Annotated in this window: 12 protein-coding genes; 6 read left to right on the top strand and 6 right to left on the bottom strand. The window is 66.2% G+C overall.

Features of this window, described 5'->3' with window-relative positions:
* The first annotated feature begins 17 nt into the window (after positions 1-17).
* Positions 18-1,838, top strand: a complete 1,821-nt coding sequence (typA, locus tag AmiPiv_RS13995) for a translational GTPase TypA (protein ID WP_340038073.1) — start codon at positions 18-20, stop codon at positions 1,836-1,838.
* A 71-nt stretch (positions 1,839-1,909) separates the two neighbouring features.
* On the opposite strand, the gene AmiPiv_RS13990 is transcribed toward typA, so the two are convergent.
* Positions 1,910-2,224: a YciI family protein gene (locus AmiPiv_RS13990; RefSeq protein ID WP_340038072.1), complete on the bottom strand. Its 315-nt coding sequence runs from the start codon at positions 2,222-2,224 to the stop codon at positions 1,910-1,912.
* 413 nt (positions 2,225-2,637) lie between these two features.
* Between AmiPiv_RS13990 and AmiPiv_RS13985 the strand changes: the two genes are divergently transcribed.
* Positions 2,638-7,440, top strand: coding sequence for an NAD-glutamate dehydrogenase (locus tag AmiPiv_RS13985; RefSeq protein ID WP_340038071.1), 4,803 nt, complete (start codon positions 2,638-2,640; stop codon positions 7,438-7,440).
* A 117-nt stretch (positions 7,441-7,557) separates the two neighbouring features.
* A complete protein-coding gene (locus AmiPiv_RS13980) occupies positions 7,558-8,934 on the top strand; it encodes an MFS transporter (protein WP_340038070.1) in 1,377 nt (458 codons plus the stop codon).
* 202 nt (positions 8,935-9,136) lie between these two features.
* Here AmiPiv_RS13980 and purH read toward each other — a convergent pair whose 3' ends face one another.
* The 4 genes from purH to htpX form a co-directional block, all read right to left on the bottom strand.
* Positions 9,137-10,753: a bifunctional phosphoribosylaminoimidazolecarboxamide formyltransferase/IMP cyclohydrolase gene (gene purH / locus AmiPiv_RS13975; RefSeq protein ID WP_340038069.1), complete on the bottom strand. Its 1,617-nt coding sequence runs from the start codon at positions 10,751-10,753 to the stop codon at positions 9,137-9,139.
* A gap of 127 nt (positions 10,754-10,880) precedes the next feature.
* Complete coding sequence (locus tag AmiPiv_RS13970) at positions 10,881-12,611, bottom strand: heparinase II/III family protein (protein ID WP_340038068.1); 1,731 nt, start codon at positions 12,609-12,611, stop codon at positions 10,881-10,883.
* Between the two features lie 102 nt (positions 12,612-12,713).
* Entirely contained in the window at positions 12,714-14,123 is a 1,410-nt protein-coding gene (locus tag AmiPiv_RS13965; protein ID WP_340038067.1) for an RsmB/NOP family class I SAM-dependent RNA methyltransferase, read from the bottom strand.
* Positions 14,114-15,124 (bottom strand): zinc metalloprotease HtpX, encoded by a 1,011-nt coding sequence (gene htpX / locus AmiPiv_RS13960; RefSeq protein WP_340038066.1) that lies wholly within the window; start codon positions 15,122-15,124, stop codon positions 14,114-14,116. The genes AmiPiv_RS13965 and htpX overlap by 10 nt, the downstream gene beginning before the upstream one ends.
* 99 nt (positions 15,125-15,223) lie before the next feature.
* Here htpX and AmiPiv_RS13955 point away from each other — a divergent pair, with 99 nt between their 5' ends.
* Both AmiPiv_RS13955 and AmiPiv_RS13950 read left to right on the top strand, forming a co-directional pair.
* Positions 15,224-15,436, top strand: coding sequence for a DUF1674 domain-containing protein (locus AmiPiv_RS13955; protein ID WP_340038065.1), 213 nt, complete (start codon positions 15,224-15,226; stop codon positions 15,434-15,436).
* A 68-nt stretch (positions 15,437-15,504) separates the two neighbouring features.
* Positions 15,505-15,774 carry a PepSY domain-containing protein gene (locus AmiPiv_RS13950; protein ID WP_340038064.1) on the top strand — a complete coding sequence of 90 codons (270 nt, stop codon included), beginning with the start codon at positions 15,505-15,507 and terminating at the stop codon, positions 15,772-15,774.
* A gap of 354 nt (positions 15,775-16,128) precedes the next feature.
* Here the strand turns inward: AmiPiv_RS13950 and acs are convergent, their stop codons facing one another.
* Entirely contained in the window at positions 16,129-18,084 is a 1,956-nt protein-coding gene (acs, locus tag AmiPiv_RS13945) for an acetate--CoA ligase (RefSeq protein ID WP_340038063.1), read from the bottom strand.
* Between the two features lie 309 nt (positions 18,085-18,393).
* Between acs and AmiPiv_RS13940 the strand changes: the two genes are divergently transcribed.
* Positions 18,394-18,666, top strand: coding sequence for an usg protein (locus AmiPiv_RS13940; protein ID WP_340038062.1), 273 nt, complete (start codon positions 18,394-18,396; stop codon positions 18,664-18,666).
* Positions 18,667-18,670: the final 4 nt, after the last annotated feature.

Genomic DNA, 18,670 nt, shown 5'->3' with positions numbered 1-18,670 from the left:
CGCTCCCGAGTAGACATATGAACCTCCGCAACATCGCGATCATCGCGCACGTCGACCATGGCAAAACCACGCTCGTCGATGCGCTCCTCAAGCAATCCGGCTCGTTCCGTGAAAATCAGCGCGTTGCAGAACGCGCGATGGATTCGAACGACATCGAAAAGGAACGCGGCATCACCATCCTGGCCAAGGCGACCTCGGTCGACTGGAAGGACACCCGCATCAACATCGTCGACACCCCCGGCCACGCCGATTTCGGCGGTGAGGTCGAGCGCATCCTGTCGATGGTCGACAGCGCGATCGTGCTGGTCGACGCCGCCGAAGGTCCGATGCCGCAGACCAAGTTCGTGGTCGGCAAGGCGCTCAAGGTCGGCCTGAAGCCGATCGTCGTCATCAACAAGATCGACCGTCCGGACGCCCGCCACCAGGAAGTCATCAACGAGGTGTTCGACCTGTTCGCGGCCCTCGACGCCACCGACGAGCAGCTCGACTTCCCGATCCTCTATGGTTCCGGCCGTGACGGCTGGGTTTCCGAGAATCCGGAAGGCCCGAAGGATCAGGGCCTGGCGCCGCTGTTCGACCTCGTGCTCAAGCACGTTCCGGCGCCGACCGTTAACCCCGGCCCGTTCCGCATGATCGGCACCATTCTCGAGGCCAACCCGTTCCTCGGCCGCATCATCACCGGCCGGATCGAATCCGGCACCCTCAAGCCGAACCAGGCGGTGAAGGTGCTGCACCATGACGGCTCGCTGCTCGAAAATGGCCGCGTCTCGAAGATCCTGGCTTTCCGCGGCCTCGAGCGCCAACCGATCGAGGAAGCTCAGGCGGGTGACATCGTCGCCATCGCCGGCCTGTCGAAGGGCACCGTCGCCGATACCTTCTGCGACCCGGCCGTGACCGAGCCTCTGCATGCCCAGCCGATCGATCCGCCGACCGTCACCATGTCCTTCATCGTCAACGACTCGCCGCTGGCCGGCACCGAGGGCGACAAGGTCACCAGCCGCGTCATCCGCGACCGCCTGTTCAAGGAAGCCGAAGGCAACGTTGCCCTCAGGATCGAGGAATCGGCCGACAAGGATTCGTTCTTCGTGTCGGGCCGTGGCGAGCTTCAGCTGGCCGTGCTGATCGAGACGATGCGCCGCGAGGGCTTCGAGCTGGCCGTGTCGCGTCCGCGCGTCGTCATGCAGAAGGACGAGAATGGCGAACTGCAGGAGCCGATCGAAGAAGTCGTCATCGACGTCGACGAGGAGCATGCCGGGGTCGTCGTGCAGAAGATGAGCGAGCGCAAGGCCGAGATGGTCGAGCTGCGGCCTTCCGGCGGTAACCGCCAGCGCCTGGTGTTCCATGCGCCGACCCGCGGCCTGATCGGCTACCAATCCGAGCTTCTGACCGACACGCGCGGCACGGCCGTGATGAACCGCCTGTTCCATTCCTATCAGGGCTACAAGGGCGAACTGCCCGGCCGCACCAACGGCGTGCTGATCTCCAACGAGCAGGGCGAGGCTGTTGCCTATGCGATGTGGAACCTGGAAGATCGCGGCCCGATGGTCATCGACGCCGGCGTGAAGGTCTACCAGGGCATGATCATCGGCATCCACAGCCGTGACAACGACCTGGAAGTCAACGTGCTCAAGGGCAAGAAGCTGACCAACATCCGCGCCGCCGGCAAGGACGAGGCGGTCAAGCTGACCCCGCCGATCCGCATGACGCTGGAGCGCGCGCTGGCCTGGATCCAGGACGACGAGCTGGTCGAGGTGACGCCGAAGACCATCCGCCTGCGCAAGCTCTATCTCGACCCGAACGAGCGCAAGCGCTTCGAGAAGTCGAAGGGCGCGGCATAACCCCGGCTCTCCGGAACATCGAAAGGGCGTCTCCACTGGAGGCGCCCTTTTCATTTGAGGAGCCGCTTCGCCTACATCTGGATGATCGGCGCGACCTCGATCGAGCCGCCGGCGTCGAGGATCGGGCAGCCCTTGGCGATGCGCTCCGCATCGGCCGGGTCCTTGGCGTCGATGACCGAATAGCCGCTGGCGGGGTTGGCGCCGCCGTCATTGGCCACCGAACCGCCCGGCGAGACCGTCTGCGACTTGCCGACGGGCGCGCCACCGTCGACGACGGCAGCGCCCAGACCGGCGAACCAGTCCGTCCAGGCTTTCATCACCTTGGCGCCTTCTTCCTCGGACTGCGGCATCGAGCCGCCATGATAGACATAGAGAAACTTGGTCATGACCTGCCTCCGTGTCGCCGTCATGCCGGGTCGTCCGGCATCCGCCGGCGCAGCGCAACCATCCGCCCGAAGCGGGTTATGGACAAGCCCGGATTGCGCCGGTCGGGCAAATTCGGCTGCCCAGGCATGCCGGCTTCTACGCTGCAGATGGGCAATGCGAATCGCGAATCGGGTGAGTGCAACCACGATCGTGGGGGCGGCCGCAGCCATCGCAGCGCGATCCTGACGCTTTTGTCGGCAACCTGGCGTGGCGGCATTGCTTGCGGACGCTGCGTCAGCCTGTCGAATAGGCAGTTTCCGCCTATCGGGCGGGCATTTTTCCATACCTTTCGTCAAACCTTTGTCGCTAACGGCAGGCCTTCTGCTACGATAGTCGTAAAAGCATATATGACGGGACGGGAGATACTGACGTCATGGCCGCATCCGTGAAGTCCAAGGCAAAAACTGCCAAGGCCGCTTCTTCTTCGCATTCCACCAAATCCGCCAACCGGCCGCCTCAGCTTCTCGAACTGCTGCTTGCCCGCGCTCCTGCCGAAGACGTGGCCGACTACGAGCCCGGCATGCTGGAGCGAGCGGCGCAACTGGCAGAGAAGGCGGTGATGAAGCACCGCAAGGGCTCTTCGGTTATAGACATCGAGACCGAGGCCGGCCTCGTGCGTCACGGCCGGCCCGTGACGGTGGTGACGGTCGTCAACGACAACATGCCGTTCCTGTTCGATTCGGTGCTCGGCGAAATCACCGACGCTGCGGGCGAGCCGGTGTTCGTCACCCATCCGGTCATTCATGTGCGCCATGGCCGCTCGAGCGTTGAAGAGATCCTGAGCGACGGCGGCAGCCACAAGGGCGATGAGGCCGCCGACAAGGTCAGCGTCATCCACGTGCATATTCCGGCCCAGGGCAAGGATGCGGCGGAAGCGCTGCGCGAGCGGCTTAAGAAGCTGCTCGGCCAGGTGCGCGCCTCCGTGACCGACTGGAAGCGCATGCTGGCCCGTCTCGACCAGGCGATCTCCGAATTCCGCTACGCGCCGATCCCGCTCGACAAGAATGCGGTGACGGAGGCGATCGCCTTCCTCGAATGGCTGCGTGACGACAACTTCACCTTCCTCGGCATGCGCGAGTTCAAATACACCGGCGGCGAGAAGAGCGGTACGCTGGAGCGGGCCGAAAAGCCGGGCCTCGGCATCCTCGCCGACCCCGACGTGCTGGTGCTGCGCCGCGACACGGTGGACGCCACCTCGACGACGCCGGAGATTCGCGCCTTCCTGCACGGCCCGGATCCGCTGATCGTCACCAAGGCAAATGCCAAGTCGGCCGTGCACCGCCGCGCCTATCTCGACTACATCGGGGTCAAGACCTACGACGCCAAGGGCCAGCTCTCGGGAGAACTGCGCATCGTCGGCCTGTTCACCTCGACCGCCTACACGCGTTCGGTGATGAAGATCCCCTATCTCCGCTCCAAGGCGGAGGCGGTGATCCACAAGTCGGGCTTCGATCCCGCCGACCATTCGGGCAAGGCGCTGACCAACGTGCTCGAATCCTACCCGCGCGACGAGCTGTTCCAGGTCGCCGTGCCGACGCTGCGCAAGCATTCCGAGGCGATCCTCGGCCTGATCGAGCGGCCGCGGGTGCGCGCGCTCGTGCGCGTCGACCAGTTCGACCGCTTCGTTTCGGTCCTCGTCTTCGTGCCGCGCGACCGCTACGACTCGGTCGTGCGCGAGAAGATCGGCGCCTATCTGAAGACGGTGTTCGAGGGCCGGCTGTCGGCCTATTATCCGGCCTTCCCCGAGGGCGGGCTGGCGCGCGTCCACTTCATCATCGGCCGCTCCGGCGGCAAGACGCCCAGGGTCGAGCAATCGACCATCGAGGCGGCGATCCGCGACATGGTGCGCACTTGGGAGGACGGACTGCGCGAAGCTTCCGCCGAAGCGGGCTCTTCCGCTTCGCTCGTCAGCCTCGCCAACCATTTCCCGCAAGACTACCAGAACAGCTTCAAGCCGGCGGCAGCACTGGTCGACGCCGAGCGTATCGCCAGCATCGGCCCGTCGAACCCCATCGTCATCGACTGCTATCGCGATGCCGGACAGGCGCCGGAGCAGGCGTCGCTGAAGATCTATCATTACGCCGCGCCGGTGGCGCTGTCGCGGCGCGTGCCGCTGCTCGAGAACATGGGCTTCCGCGTCATCAGCGAGCGGACGTTCGAGCTCGGCGAGAAGGGCGAGGACCAGATATTCATCCACGACATGGAGCTGGAGAACGCCTACGGCCAGCCGATCGACCTCAACGACGGCGGCGCGCTGTTCGAGGAAGTGTTCCTGTCGGTCTGGAACGGCGATGCCGACAATGACGGCTACAATGCGCTGGCCCAAACGGCCGGTCTCGGCGCCAACGAGATCGTCATCCTGCGCGCCTATGGCCGCTACCTGCAGCAGGCCGGCATTCCGCAGAGCCAGGACTTCATCGCGGCGGCGCTCAACCGCTACCCCGACATCGCGCGCGGACTGCACCAGCTGTTCGTCGCCCGGCTCGACCCGGCGCAGGACCAGGATGGGCTGGTCACGGCCAAGCATCTCAAGGCCAAGATCAAGGATGCGCTGGAAGGCGTGCCCAACATCGACGACGACACCATCATCAGGCGCTACGTCAACCTGATCGAGGCATCGCTCAGGACCAACCACTTCGTCGCCGGCAAGAAGGAGCGTGGCCAGTCGCTGGCGATCAAGCTCGATTCGCGCAGCGTCGACGGTCTGCCCGAGCCGCGCCCGTGGCGCGAAATCTTCGTCTACGGATCCGAGGTCGAGGGCGTGCACCTGCGCTTCGGCCCGGTTGCCCGCGGCGGCCTGCGCTGGTCCGACCGCGCCCAGGACTACCGCACCGAGGTGTTGGGCCTGGTGAAGGCACAGCAGGTCAAGAACGCCGTCATCGTGCCGGTTGGCGCCAAGGGCGGGTTCTTCCCCAAGCGCCTGCCCGCCGGCGGCAGCCGCGATGCCGTCTTCGAGGCCGGCAAGGCGGCCTACATCAACTTCGTATCATCGATGCTGTCGATCACCGACAATCTGGACGGCGACAAGGTGGTGCCGCCCGCCGGTGTGGTACGGCGCGACGTCGACGATCCCTACTTCGTCGTCGCAGCCGACAAGGGCACGGCGACCTTCTCCGACACCGCCAACGCGATCAGCGAAGGTCACGGCTTCTGGCTCGACGATGCCTTCGCTTCGGGCGGCTCGGCCGGCTACGACCACAAGAAGATGGGCATTACCGCGCGCGGTGCCTGGGAGGCGGTCAAGCGGCATTTCCGCGAGATGAACCGCGACATCCAGACCTCGCCCTTCACCGTCGTCGGCGTCGGCGACATGTCGGGCGACGTGTTCGGCAACGGCATGCTCCTGTCCGAGCAGACCCGGCTGATTGCCGCCTTCGACCACCGCGACATCTTCATCGATCCCGATCCGGACCTGGCAGCGTCGTTTGCCGAGCGCACGCGCATGTTCGCCCTGCCGCGCTCGAGCTGGCAGGACTACGACAAGTCCAAGCTATCGTCGGGCGGCGCGATCGTGTCGCGGTCGCAGAAGTCGGTGACGCTGTCGCCGGCTGCTGCAGCCGCCATCGGCCTCGAAAAGACCACGGCCTCGCCGACCGAGATCATGAACGCCATCCTCAAGGCGCCGGTCGACCTGCTGTGGTTCGGCGGTATCGGCACCTATGTGCGGGCGATGGGCGAGACCAACCAGGAAGTCGGCGACCGCGCCAACGACGCCGTTCGCGTCACCGCCGGCGAGCTGCGCGCGAAGGTGATCGGCGAGGGAGCCAATCTCGGCGCGACGCAGCGGGCGCGCATCGAGTTCGGCCTCAAGGGGGGGCGCTGCAACTCGGATGCCATCGACAATTCGGGCGGCGTGAACTCCTCCGACGTCGAGGTCAACATCAAGATCGCGCTGGCTTCCGCGATGCGGAAGGCCTCGCTCCAGCGTCCGGCCCGCAACAAGCTGTTGGCCGAGATGACCGAGGAGGTCGCGGGCCTGGTTCTCGCCAACAACTACGAGCAGACGCTGGCGCTGTCCCTGGCACAGCGTCGCGGGCTGCAGGACATCGCGCATCAGGGTCGGTTCATGAGCACGCTCGAAGGGCGTGGTCTGCTCGACCGCGGGGTGGAGAACCTGCCGAGTGCCGCAGCACTTGCCGAGCGCCAGGCGCGCGGCGAGCCGTTGACGCGGGCCGAGCTCGGCGTGCTCTTGGCCTATGCCAAGATCGTGCTGTTCTCGGATATCATCGCCAGCGACCTGCCCGACGATGCGCATCTCGCACGCGACCTCATGGGCTACTTCCCCGAGCGGATGGCGAAGAAGTACGATGTCGAGATCGGCGGCCACCGGCTGCGGCGCGAGATCATCACGCGCGTGCTCGTCAACGACCTCGTCAATCGCGGCGGGCCGTCCTTCGTCAACCGCCTGCAGGAGGCGAGCGGACGGACGGCGGCGGATGTGGCGCGTGTCTTTGCGGTGGTGCGCGACGGCTTCGCGCTGCCGGCGCTCTATGCCGAGATCGACGCGCTGGACAACGTCGTCGACGGCATTACCCAGCTCGACCTCTATCAAGCGGTGAGCCGGCTCCTGTTTGCCACCAGCGGCTGGTACCTCAGGAACGAGCACGGCGATGCCCCGCTGGTGAGCCGCATCGAGGAACTGCGGCAGGCGCGCACGGCGCTCGAGCACAAGTTCGAGGGCATGCTGCCCGCCTACACCCGCGACCGCGTCCAGGGCCGGAAGGCGGGCTTTGCCGCCGCCGGCGCACCGGAAAAGCTCGCCGAGCGGCTGTCGCTGCTCGAGGTGGGCGAGCTTGTACCCGACATCGCACTGGTGGCGAAGACCGCCGGCGCCGACATCGTCGCCGCCGCGAGGGCGTTCTTCGGGGTCAGCGAGGCGTTCCGCATCCCGCGCATCGAGGATGCCGCGCATGCGATCTCGACCGCCGACTATTACGAGGGCATGGCTCTGGCACGGGCGTCCGACACCATCGGCGCCGCTCGCCGCGGCATCGCGGTCGCCGTGCTGACGGGCTTCGGCAGCGCCGTCGACCCGGTGGCGGCATGGCTCGAGGCGGGTGGCGAGCGCATCGGCCGCATCCGCGAGAGGCTGCAGGCATTGACCGAGGGCGGCGACATAAGCGTGTCGCGGCTGACGGTGGCTGCCGGCCTGATGAGCGATCTCTCGGCGAGGTGACCGCCTGCCCAATTGGCCTGCCGCGGTTGCCGCGGCGGGCCTCTTCGTCCAGGATCGTGCAAGCCTGCGGCGCTAGGAAGGTACCCGGCGCGGGGCGGCCGCGTTCGTGGAGGGACCATGGCTGAGACGATTGTTGTCGGGCGCACGCCCCGGCGCGGCATCTGGGGCTGGATGTTGTTCGACTGGGCCGCCCAGCCCTTCTTCACCGTGGTCACGACCTTCATCTTCGGACCTTATTTTGTCTCGCGCATGGCCACCGACCCGGCGATGGGGCAGGCGGCCTGGGGCTACGGCATTGCCGCGGCGGGCCTGGTCATCGCCATCCTGTCGCCGGTGCTGGGTTCGATCGCCGACCAGACCGGCCCGCGCAAGCCGTGGATCGGCTTCTTCGCCACCATCAAGATATTCAGCCTGTGCATGCTGTGGTTCGCCGAGCCCGGATCGGCGCTGGTGCCCGTCGTGCTGTTCTTCTCGCTCGCATCGGTGGCGGCGGAGTTCTCCATCGTCTTCAACGATTCGATGATGCCGCGGCTGGTGTCGAAGGAGGACATCGGCAAGGTTTCCAACATCGCCTGGGGCCTGGGCTATCTCGGCGGCATGATCGTGCTGATCTTCGTGGTGGCATTCCTCGCCGGCTCGCCCGACACCGGCAAGACCATCATCGGTGCCGATCCGCTGTTCGGGATCGACTCCAGGCTGGGTGAGGATGCCCGCGCCACCGGGCCGATCTCGGCACTGTGGTACTTCATCTTCATCCTGCCGATGTTCCTGTTCACCCCCGACAGCGGCAAGGGCATGGCCATCGGCCCGGCGGTGCGCGAGGGGCTGGCGGAGCTCAAGTCGACGCTCGGCGAGGTGCGCAAGCGCAGCGGCATCTTCCGTTTCCTGATCGCGCGCATGGTCTACCAGGACGGCGTCAACGCGCTGCTGGGTCTCGGCGGCGCCTTTGCGGCGGCGATGTTCGGCTGGACCATCACCGAGATCGGCATCTATGGCATCATCCTCAACGTGGTCGCCATCTTCGGCTGCCTGGTCGCCAGCCGGCTCGACACGACACTGGGGTCGAAGGCCGTGGTGGTGATGTCGCTGGTGCTCCTGACGCTTGCCACCATCGGCATCGTGTCCACCGGCCCGGGCTACACGCTGTTCGGTCTGTGGCAGATGCCGGGCGCCGATGGGCCAGGGTTGTTCTCCACGCCGGCGGAAAAGGCCTATATCGCCTTCGGTTTGCTCATCGGCATCGCCTTCGGCCCGGTGCAGGCCTCGTCGCGCTCCTACATGGCGCGCAGCGTCTCGGCCGACGAGGCCGGCCGCTACTTCGGCATCTATGCGCTGTCGGGCCGGGCGACGAGCTTCCTCGCGCCGTTCCTGGTCGCCAGCGTCACTGCCGCGGCCGGTTCTCCGCGGCTCGGCATGGCGATGATCATCCTGTTCCTGCTCGGCGGGCTGCTGGTGCTTCTGGGCACGCCCTATCCGGCCGACGAGGTGGAGTAACCGGTTATTCCTTCTCCCAAGTGGGAGAAGGTGTCGCCGCAGGCGACGGATGAGGGGTGTTGGAAGAAATGAGACGCTGATGCGAGCGTGCTGAACGTAGCCGCATTGAAACGCGGCATTCCGTCCAGCACCCCTCATCCGTCTCGGTGCTGTGCACCGATCCACCTTCTCCCGCATGGGGAGAAGGAGAAAACGCTGCCCCTCAATGCCTGAAGTGCCTGACGCCGGTGAAGACCATGGCGATGCCATGCTCATCGGCGGCGGCGATGACGTCGTCGTCGCGCATCGAGCCGCCCGGCTGGATGACTGCGGTGGCGCCGGCTTCGACGGCCGAGAGCAGCCCGTCGGCGAAGGGGAAGAAGGCGTCGGATGCGACCACCGAACCCTTGGTCAGCGGCTCGGCGAGACCGGCGGCTTCGGCGGCGTCGAGCGCCTTGCGGGCGGCGATGCGGGCCGAATCGACGCGGCTCATCTGGCCGGCGCCGACGCCGACGGTCGCAAGGTCGCGGGCATAGACGATGGCGTTCGACTTGACATGCTTGGCGACGCGGAAGGCGAATTTCAGGTCCTCCAGCTCGCGCTGGCTGGGCGCGCGCCTGGTGACGACCTTGAGGTCGAGGTTGTCTACGACGGCGTTGTCGCGCGACTGCACGAGCAGGCCGCCTGCCACCGACTTGACCGCAAGTCCGGCTGCGTGCGGGTTGGGCAGGCCGCCGGTTACCAAGAGGCGCAGGTTCTTCTTGGCGGCGACGATCGCTTGCGCCTCGGGCGTGGCGTCGGGCGCGATGATGACCTCCGTGAAGATCTTGACAATCTCCTCGGCGGCCTCGGCGTCGAGGATGCGGTTCAGAGCCACGATGCCGCCGAAGGCCGAGACCGGATCGCAGGCGAGCGCCTTTTCATAAGCTGCCTTCAGCGTCGCACCCTCGGCGACGCCGCACGGATTGGCGTGCTTGATGATGGCGACGGCTGCAGTGCGGACCGGATCGAATTCGCCGACGAGCTCGAAGGCGGCGTCGGTGTCGTTGATGTTGTTGTAGGAGAGCTGCTTGCCCTGCAGCTGGGTCGCGGTGGCGACGCCGGGACGCTTGTCGCCGCTGAGGTAGAAGCCGGCCGACTGGTGCGGGTTCTCGCCGTAGCGCATGACGCTCTCGAGGCGGCCGCCGAAGGCGCGCCAGTCGGGGTTCTCGATCTCGAGCGCATCGGCGAACCAGCCGGAGATGGCTGCGTCATAGGCCGCGGTGCGGGCGAAGGCCTTGGCGGCGAGCTTCTTGCGGAAGGCGAGCGGCAGGGCGCCGTTGTTGGCGACGATGGCGTCGAGCACCTGCTTGTAGTCGGCTGGATCGGTGACGATGGCGACATAGGCGTGGTTCTTGGCCGAGGCGCGCACCATGGCGGGGCCGCCGATGTCGATGTTCTCGACGATCGAGGCGTAGTCGCCGCCTGAGTTGCGGACTTCCTCGAAGGGGTAGAGGTTCACCACCACCAGGTCGATCGGCTCGATGCCGTGGGCGGCCATGGCCGCGGCATGCTCGGGGTCGTCGCGGACGCCGAGCAGCGCGCCATGCACCGAGGGGTGCAGGGTCTTGACGCGGCCATCCATGATTTCCGGGAAGTTGGTGAGTTCGGAGACGTCGCGGACCGCGATGCCTTCGGCGGCGATGCTCCTGGCCGTGCCGCCGGTCGAGACCAGCTCGACGCCGATGTTGGCGAGGCTCCGGGCGAAATCGATCAGGCCCGTCTTGTCGGAGACCGACAGCAGCGCACGGCGCACGGGTACGAGGTCGGGGGCGGGAATCTTCTTTGACACGACGGCCATGCGAGGGGCCTTTCACGGCTGGGTTGGGAAGATGCGTCTCTCGCGGGCGGCCTAGCACATGAGGCCCGGAAATCAAGGCGCGACCCGTCGCTTCGGGCCGCTTTCCCGGCGGGCGCGCGGTGTCCGCTCAGCCGCGCGGGCTATCGACCCGGCTGATGATGCGGGTGCGCGAGAACTGCCAGTGCACTTCCGAAATTTCCGAGGCCCGGAAGGACAGTACGATCTGGCGGCTGCGGCGCGGCCCGGCCAGGCCGGCGAAGAAGATCGACTCCTCGACCTCGGCCGGCACGTCGGGCGAGACGAAGACCCAGGTGTCCAGGTCGGGACCGGTCAGCACCAGCCGCTCCTTCTGGTCGCGGAAGAGCTGGACGTCGGGATGGACGTGGAAGCGGACGGTGACGGCCTCGGGGCCGTTGCGCCTCGATTGCGAACCGCCGGAACGTAGGATGCGATCGCAGCCCGAAAGGATGTTGCCGCCGGCCGAGAGCGAAATCTCACGTTCGTGGTGGAGGCCGAAGCGTTGGGCGTAGCCGTCGTGGCTGGCGATGAAACCCTGCATGCCGGGCTTGTCGGTACGCTGGCAGGGCACCGACCGCGGTCCGCCGACCAGGGGGCTGCCGAGCAGGTCGCTGAGGCGTTGCGAATGCGCGAAGCTGGCCGACGAGGTGTCGTTGATGGTGACGGTCGAATGCGCGGCGGTGGCGCGGGCCAGCGGCCGGAAATCCGCGACGCCGTAGGTGTCGATGCCGGCATTGACGATGTAGTGCTGGCGGCCGGACGACATCTCGAAGGAGAGGCAGCCGGCATGGGCATGGTTCGATACCTCGACCGGCGGCGGCGTGCCAGTGTCGGCGATTACGGTGGTCCCGCCCAGGGACAGGCGCTCGTAGCCCGAGTGGGTGGCGTGCAGCGGCGGCGAGCCACCGGTGTCGTCGTGACGGAGGATCGCCGCGATGCGGTCCTGGATGGTGGCGCCCATGCCGTTGAAGCGGGCCAGGCTGCCGTCCTGGTGGCGGAAGAAGCGCAGCGCCGGCAGCATGCGGTCGACCGCGTGGATCAGTGCGGCCGGCGGCTGCTCCGCCTGGTTGGCGTAGGTGTGGCGCAACGGCAGAAGGTCGGCGAGGATCTCGAGCACCACCATCGGATTGCGTGACACATGCCCGCCGTCGGGCAGGATCTGGCGGTCGAGTTCCTCGGCCAGGTTGCGGGTGGCCGAGCGCAGCGCGGTGGACGGCACGGGCAGCGAGAGCGCGGCGAAGGCAAGCGCTACCCGCGCCCTGAGCCTGTCCTTGCCGTCGGGCATCTCGCGCGCCATGGAGCGCAGGTAGCGGATCTGCATCGCCAGCGAGCGCAGGAAGGCGCGGTAGAAGGCGAACTCCGCGCCTTGCAGCACGACCGACGAATGCTGCAGCCAGGCGATGACGCGCTTGGCGGTGGTGGCCGGCTCCCAGGCGACGCCCGAAATGCGGTTGCCGTGCATGGCGATCCAGTCGGAGACGAGCGCGCGGGCGTTCGCCGCCGCGAGCTCGGTGCCTGCGGCGCGCATGTGGCGCAGCCAGCGGAAGCCGTGCAGGCTGCGCTGCCAACCTCGGTTCGGCACCTCGACGAGGAAGGGCGACTGGCCGCCGGTCTCGACCAGATGGCCCGACAGCGGGAAGCGGCCGTAATAGATCTCCAGCGCGATCTGCGGGTCGGCGAGGCGCAGGTCGGGCGGGGCGATCAGCACGCGCTCGGGCGTGCGCCCGGAGTAGCGCCAACGATAGATCGGACCGGCGCGGAGGCGCCGGCGCGTCTTGCGCCAAAACTCCCTGGCGACGAGCGCCCAAAGGCGCGTCGTGTTGTCCGCCGCGATCGACATTTCCCTCCTGAACACCCAGGCCCGGCCACGTTAGGTGGTTTCAGAGGCGCGCGCGAGAGTGAATTTTGCGTTAACAACCGCTGGATGAATTAGGCTGTGCTTTCAAGCCAGGCGGCGGAACCGCGCGGCGAAGAAACCATCGAGCCCCGAAATCGCCGGGTTGCCGAGGTCGAGCCCGGCCGGCGTGGTGCGCAGGTAACCCTCGGTTGTGACGAAGGCCGAGATGCCAGGCACCTCGCCGGGCCGAATCGGGTCGAGTTCGATCCTGCCCTTGTGGTCGGCGAGGAACGCGGCGACGAGTGCCTCGCCCTCCTCGGGATCGAGCGAGCAGTTGGAGAAGACGATCGTGCCGCCTGGCCTTACGAGCCTGACCGCGCCGTCGAGCAGTTTGCGCTGCACGGACGCGAGCTTGGTGACGTCTTCGGGCGACTTGGTCCACAGCACGTCCGGATGGCGGCGGACCGTTCCGGTGGAGGAGCAGGGCGCGTCGAGCAGAACGGCGTCGAAGGGTTCTGCCGGCTCATAGGCGAGCAGGTCGGCATTGACCTTCTCGGCGTCGAGGCCGAGCCGGGCGAGGTTGGCGGCAAGGCGGGTGAGCCGGTTCTTCGAGGCTTCGACGGCCGTCACCTGCGCGCCGGCGAGCGCGAGTTGGGCGGTCTTGCCGCCGGGGGCGGCGCAGAGGTCGGCGACGCGCTTGCCGGCGATGTCGCCGAACAGCCTGGCCGGCAAGGCTGCCGCGGCGTCCTGAACCCACCATGCGCCGTCAGCGAAGCCGGGAAGCTCGGAGACCGGCCCACCCAGCTTCTCGATGCGGACGGTACCCGTCGACAGCACGATGCCGCCGAAGGCCGTGGCCCATTTTTCGGGATCGGATTTGACGGTGAAGTCGACTGGCGATTCCAGCCGGTGGGCGGCCAGGATCTTGCTTGCCTGGTCCTCCCCGTAGGCTGCGACGAGCCGGGTGACGAACCATCCGGGCGCGTCGTTGGTGTCGGCCAGCGCCTGCGGCAGCTCCGCATCCTTGGCGCGGACGAGCGCCCTCAGCACGCCGTTGACGAGGCCGGAGAAACGTACCGTGCGCGGGTCGGACTTGGCGTGGGTGACGGCGAGGTCGACGGCCGCGCTGTCGGGCACGTCGAGGAACAGGATCTGTGCCGCCGCCACATGCAGGATGTGGGAAAGCGCGGTCGCATTGGCTGGCAACGGCTTCTCCAGCCAACGGGCGATCAGCTTCTCGATGGTCAGGCGATAACGCAGGGCGGTGGCGAGGATGGCGCGGACGAGACCGCGATCGCGCATGTCCAGCGCCCGGAACTGCGGATGGCCGTGCTCATGGTCGGTCAGCCCGTCGAGCGGGGTCCTGGCGTCGATGGTCGCAGCCAGGAGGCGCGCCGCCGCCATCCGGGCAGCCAAGCCGGGCGCGCTGGGCGCAGCGTCCGGCTTCGGCGGCCTCTTGTTGCCGGCGTTCGGGCGGTGTCGCGGGCGGCCGCGTGTGGCGTCCGTCACGACCACGGGCCCTTCGGCCCGGAGGGATTGCGGCCCCAGGGACCGGACTGGCGCGGCTGCTCGGACTGTTGCGGCTCGGCGGGGCGGCCGCCCCACGGGCCGGCGTCAGAAGGCGCGGCCTGGCTCGGCTGCGGCTGGGCCTGGCGGGCGGCGGGACGGCCGACGCCGTCCTGCGCCATCGCCTGCAGCGCCGCGATGCGGTTTTCGGTGTTGGGGTGGGTGGAGAAAAGATTGTCCATGCGCTCGCCGGAAAGCGGATTGATGATGAACAGCGGCGCCATGGCTGGATTGCGCTCTGCTTCGGGGTTGTGGATGCGTTCGACGTTGCGGGCGATCTTGTCAAGGGCGGAGGCGAGCCAGAGCGGGTTGCCGCAGATCTCGGCGCCGCGGCGATCTGCGGAATATTCGCGGGTGCGGCTGATCGCCATCTGCACCAGCATGGCGGCAAAGGGGGCGACGATCATCGCCACCAGCACGCCGACGAAGCCGAACGGGTTGTTGTTGTCGCGGCTGCCGCCGAAGAAGAAGGCGAAGTTGCCCAGCATGGAGATGGCGCCGGCGAGCGTCGCGGTGATGGTCATGGTCAGCGTGTCGCGGTTCTGCACATGCGCGAGCTCGTGGGCCATGACTGCGGCCACTTCCTCGCGGCTGAGACGCTGCAGCAGGCCGGTGGTCGCGGCGACCGCGGCGTTTTCGGGATTGCGGCCGGTGGCAAAGGCGTTGGGCTGCGGATTGTCGATCAGATAGACCTTGGGCATCGGCAGGCCGGCATTGGCGGCCAGTCCACGCACGATGGCGAAATATTCGGGCGCATTGCGCTCGTCGACCTCGACGGCGTTGTTCATGCGCAGCACCATCTTGTCGGCGTTCCAGTAGCTGAACAGGTTCATGCCCGCCGCGAGCAGAAAGGCGATGGTCATGCCACCGCTGCCGCCGATCAGATAACCGACGCCCATGAAAAGCGCCGTCATCGTCGCCAGCAGCATCGCCGTCCGCATCATGTTCATCGTCAACTCCCGTAGCCGCGCGGGGGTGCAGATCGCGCCGGCCTCCGCTATATGATGGGAGAGGGCAGGTTCCGTTTCAATCATCTTCACGGGAATCCGATGAACGACGTCAAGCCAGAAACCGACGCGGAGACGCCGGCGCCGAAGGAGCTTTCACCTGCCGCCAAACGCGCGCTGGCCGAGGCCGAACAGCGGCGCGAGGCCTACAAGGCACAGGAAGGCAAGGTCGCGAGGGAGCTCGGCGGACGCGGCGGCCTCGAGCCGGGGCGCTACGGCGACTGGGAGATCAAGGGCCTGACCAGCGACTTCTGACGATCCGTCCGGGAACCACCGAAGGTTGTCGTTCGTTTCTCTCGCACCATGCGAAGGAGGGGACGACCATGACCAGATCGACAGTCCTTGCTGTGCTCATCGTGGCGCTTTTCGTGGCCACCCAGGTGCAGGCTCAGACCAAGGATCCGCCAATACCGCCCGAGAAATCGCTGAAGCTGTCCGAGATCATCGCCAGGATCGAGCAGCGCGGCCAGTTCCGCTATGTTTCGGAAGTGGAATGGAACCGCGAAGGCTATTACGACGTGATCTACTACACGACGGACAAGGCCAAGGTCGAAATCAAGATCGACGTGGTGAGCGGCGAGCCGCGGCTGTAAGGGCTCGGCCCAAGAAGACAAGTTTGGCGCCAACAAGAAAGGCCGCCCTTCTCGGCGAAGGAGCGGCCTTTCCCGTGTTTCGTCCGTGGCGCGGCCGTCAGCCGTGATGCCTTGGCATCACTGACCGCACGTCATGCATAGCTCAGGAAGGCTGCTTCCCGAGAAGGCAATCCGCAGAGGCCACGTTCAGGAAAACGAAATCACTCGACATCGGATCACCTCCTTTCAGTTCGTTGAACACGGACGCAAAGGTGGGGTGCTTTTGTCGATTGCGCAAGTGCCCAAAAAGCACAGGTCGCATCAATGGCGAGGAAGTCCCCTCGCGCCCCTTCGGCGCGAGGGGAGGGAAGGCCGTCAGGCCTTCTTGTTCTGGCGATTGGCGACGAGATCGTCGACCACGGCCGGATCGGCCAGCGTCGAGGTGTCGCCGAGCGAGCCGAAATCGTCCTCGGCGATCTTGCGCAGGATGCGGCGCATGATCTTGCCCGAGCGCGTCTTGGGCAGACCCGGCGCGAACTGGATCTTGTCGGGCGAGGCGATGGCGCCGATCTCCTTGCGGACATGGGTGACGAGTTCTTTGCGCAGGTCCTCGGTCGCCTCCACGCCTGCCATCAGCGTGACGTAGCTGTAGATGCCCTGGCCCTTGATGTCGTGCGGGTAGCCGACGACCGCCGCCTCGGAAACCTTGTCGTGGCTGACCAGTGCGGACTCGACCTCGGCGGTGCCCATGCGGTGGCCGGAGACGTTGATGACGTCGTCGACGCGGCCGGTGATCCAGTAGAAGCCGTCGTCGTCGCGGCGGCAGCCGTCGCCGGTGAAGTACTTGCCCTTGTAGGTCGAGAAGTAGGTCTGGATGAAGCGCTCGTGGTCGCCATAGACCGTGCGCATCTGGCCCGGCCAGGAATCGGTGATGCAGAGATTGCCATCGGCCGTGCCCTCGAGCACCTTGCCCTCGTTGTCGACCAGTTCCGGCTTGACGCCGAAGAACGGCCGTGTCGCCGAGCCGGGCTTGAGGTCGGTGGCGCCCGGCAGCGGCGTAATCAGGATGCCGCCGGTCTCGGTCTGCCACCAGGTGTCGACGATCGGCACCTTCTTCTCGCCGACGACGTCGAAATACCATTGCCAGGCTTCCGGATTGATCGGCTCGCCGACCGAACCCAGCACGCGCAGGCTCTTGCGCGATGTCTTCTTCACGTTCTCGTCGCCGGCGCCCATCAGGGCGCGGATGGCGGTGGGGGCGGTGTAGAAGATGTTGACCTTGTGCTTGTCGACGACATCCCAGAAGCGCGAGGCCGACGGATAGTTCGGCACGCCCTCGAACATCAGGGTCGTGGCGCCGTTGGCGAGCGGGCCGTAGACGATGTAGCTGTGGCCCGTCACCCAGCCGACATCGGCCGTGCACCAGTAGATGTCGCCGTCATGGTAGTCGAAGACATACTGGTGGGTCATCGAGGCATAGACGAGATAGCCACCAGTGGTGTGCAGCACGCCCTTGGGCTTGCCGGTCGATCCCGAGGTGTAGAGGATGAACAGCGGATCCTCCGCCTTCATCTTCTCGGGCTTGCATTCGGCTTTCACCGAGCGGACCTCATCGTGGTACCAGTGGTCGCGGCCCGGTGCCCAGCCTATCTTGCCGCCGGTGCGGCGCACCACCAGCACGTCCTTGACCAGGACATGGCTCTTGGCGGCGATGTCGATCGCCTTGTCGGTGTTCTCCTTGAGCGGGATCGTCCTGCCGCCGCGCAGACCTTCGTCAGTGGTGATGACGAAAGTCGATTCGCAGTCGACGATGCGGCCGGCCAGCGCGTCGGGCGAGAAGCCGCCGAAGACGATCGAATGGATGGCGCCGATGCGGGTGCAGGCGAGCATCGCATAGGCCGCTTCCGGGATCATCGGCATGTAGATGGTTACGCGATCGCCCTTCTTGACGCCGTGCTTCTTCAGCACGTTGGCGAGGCGGCAGACGTGCTCGTAGAGCTCGTTGTAGGTGATCTTCTTGTCGTCGTAGGGATTGTCGCCTTCCCAGATGATCGCCACCTGGTCGCCACGCTTCTTCAGGTGGCGGTCGATGCAATTGTAGGAGACGTTGGTCAGGCCGTCCTCGAACCACTTGATCGCGACCTTGCCGTTGAAGGAGGTATTCTTGACCTTGGTGTAGGGCTTGAACCAGTCGATGCGCTTGCCGTGCTTGCCCCAGAACTTGTCGGGGTTCTTCACGCTGTCGGCATACCATTTCAGATAGGTGTCGTTGTCGATCAGCGCATTCTTCTTCCACGCCGGCTGGACGCGGTGGACACGGACTTCGGACATTTTTCTCCCTTCCTCCCGGAAACGATCCGGCGGCTCGTCGTGGCCGTCGGACGGCGGCGTCGGAGCCGCGTTGGCGCGCATTATTATCAATTCGCGCCTCGCCACAATATTAGACCTTGGATTTGGCTGCGGTCATTCCGCAGCGGCAAATCGCCGCCGCTATATAGCTATCAGCAAGGCCCGAGGTCGAGTGCTAAACTGCTGATTTCTTGGAACTATCATATGCGATTTTCGTTGATTTAGCGGACGGTTAACCATCGCGGCGCAGGCTGTGCCGAGGAGGAACTGTTCGACGCGGAAGGGCTTGCGATGCGCGACGCTTCTGAACTGGAATTGATGCTCAAGGGCTACGGCCTGACCACGGCCGAGATACTCTACCGTCTGCCCGACCATCCGCACCTGCTGCAGACCTATATCTGGCAGGAGTACGATCTGGCGCCGAAGTTTCCGATCCTGTTCGGCTTCATCGAGTTCTGGCGCGCCAAGCTCGACGGGCCGCTGCACTCGGTGCACTACACCCACCGCAAGCTGATCGCGCCGAACGAATGGCGCCGGGTGGATGGCGAACTTCTCCTGCACTAGGTCC

The organism is Aminobacter sp. Piv2-1, from assembly GCF_037625995.1.
GTDB lineage: Bacteria > Pseudomonadota > Alphaproteobacteria > Rhizobiales > Rhizobiaceae > Aminobacter.
This window is presented reverse-complemented; position numbering and strand designations above follow the sequence as displayed.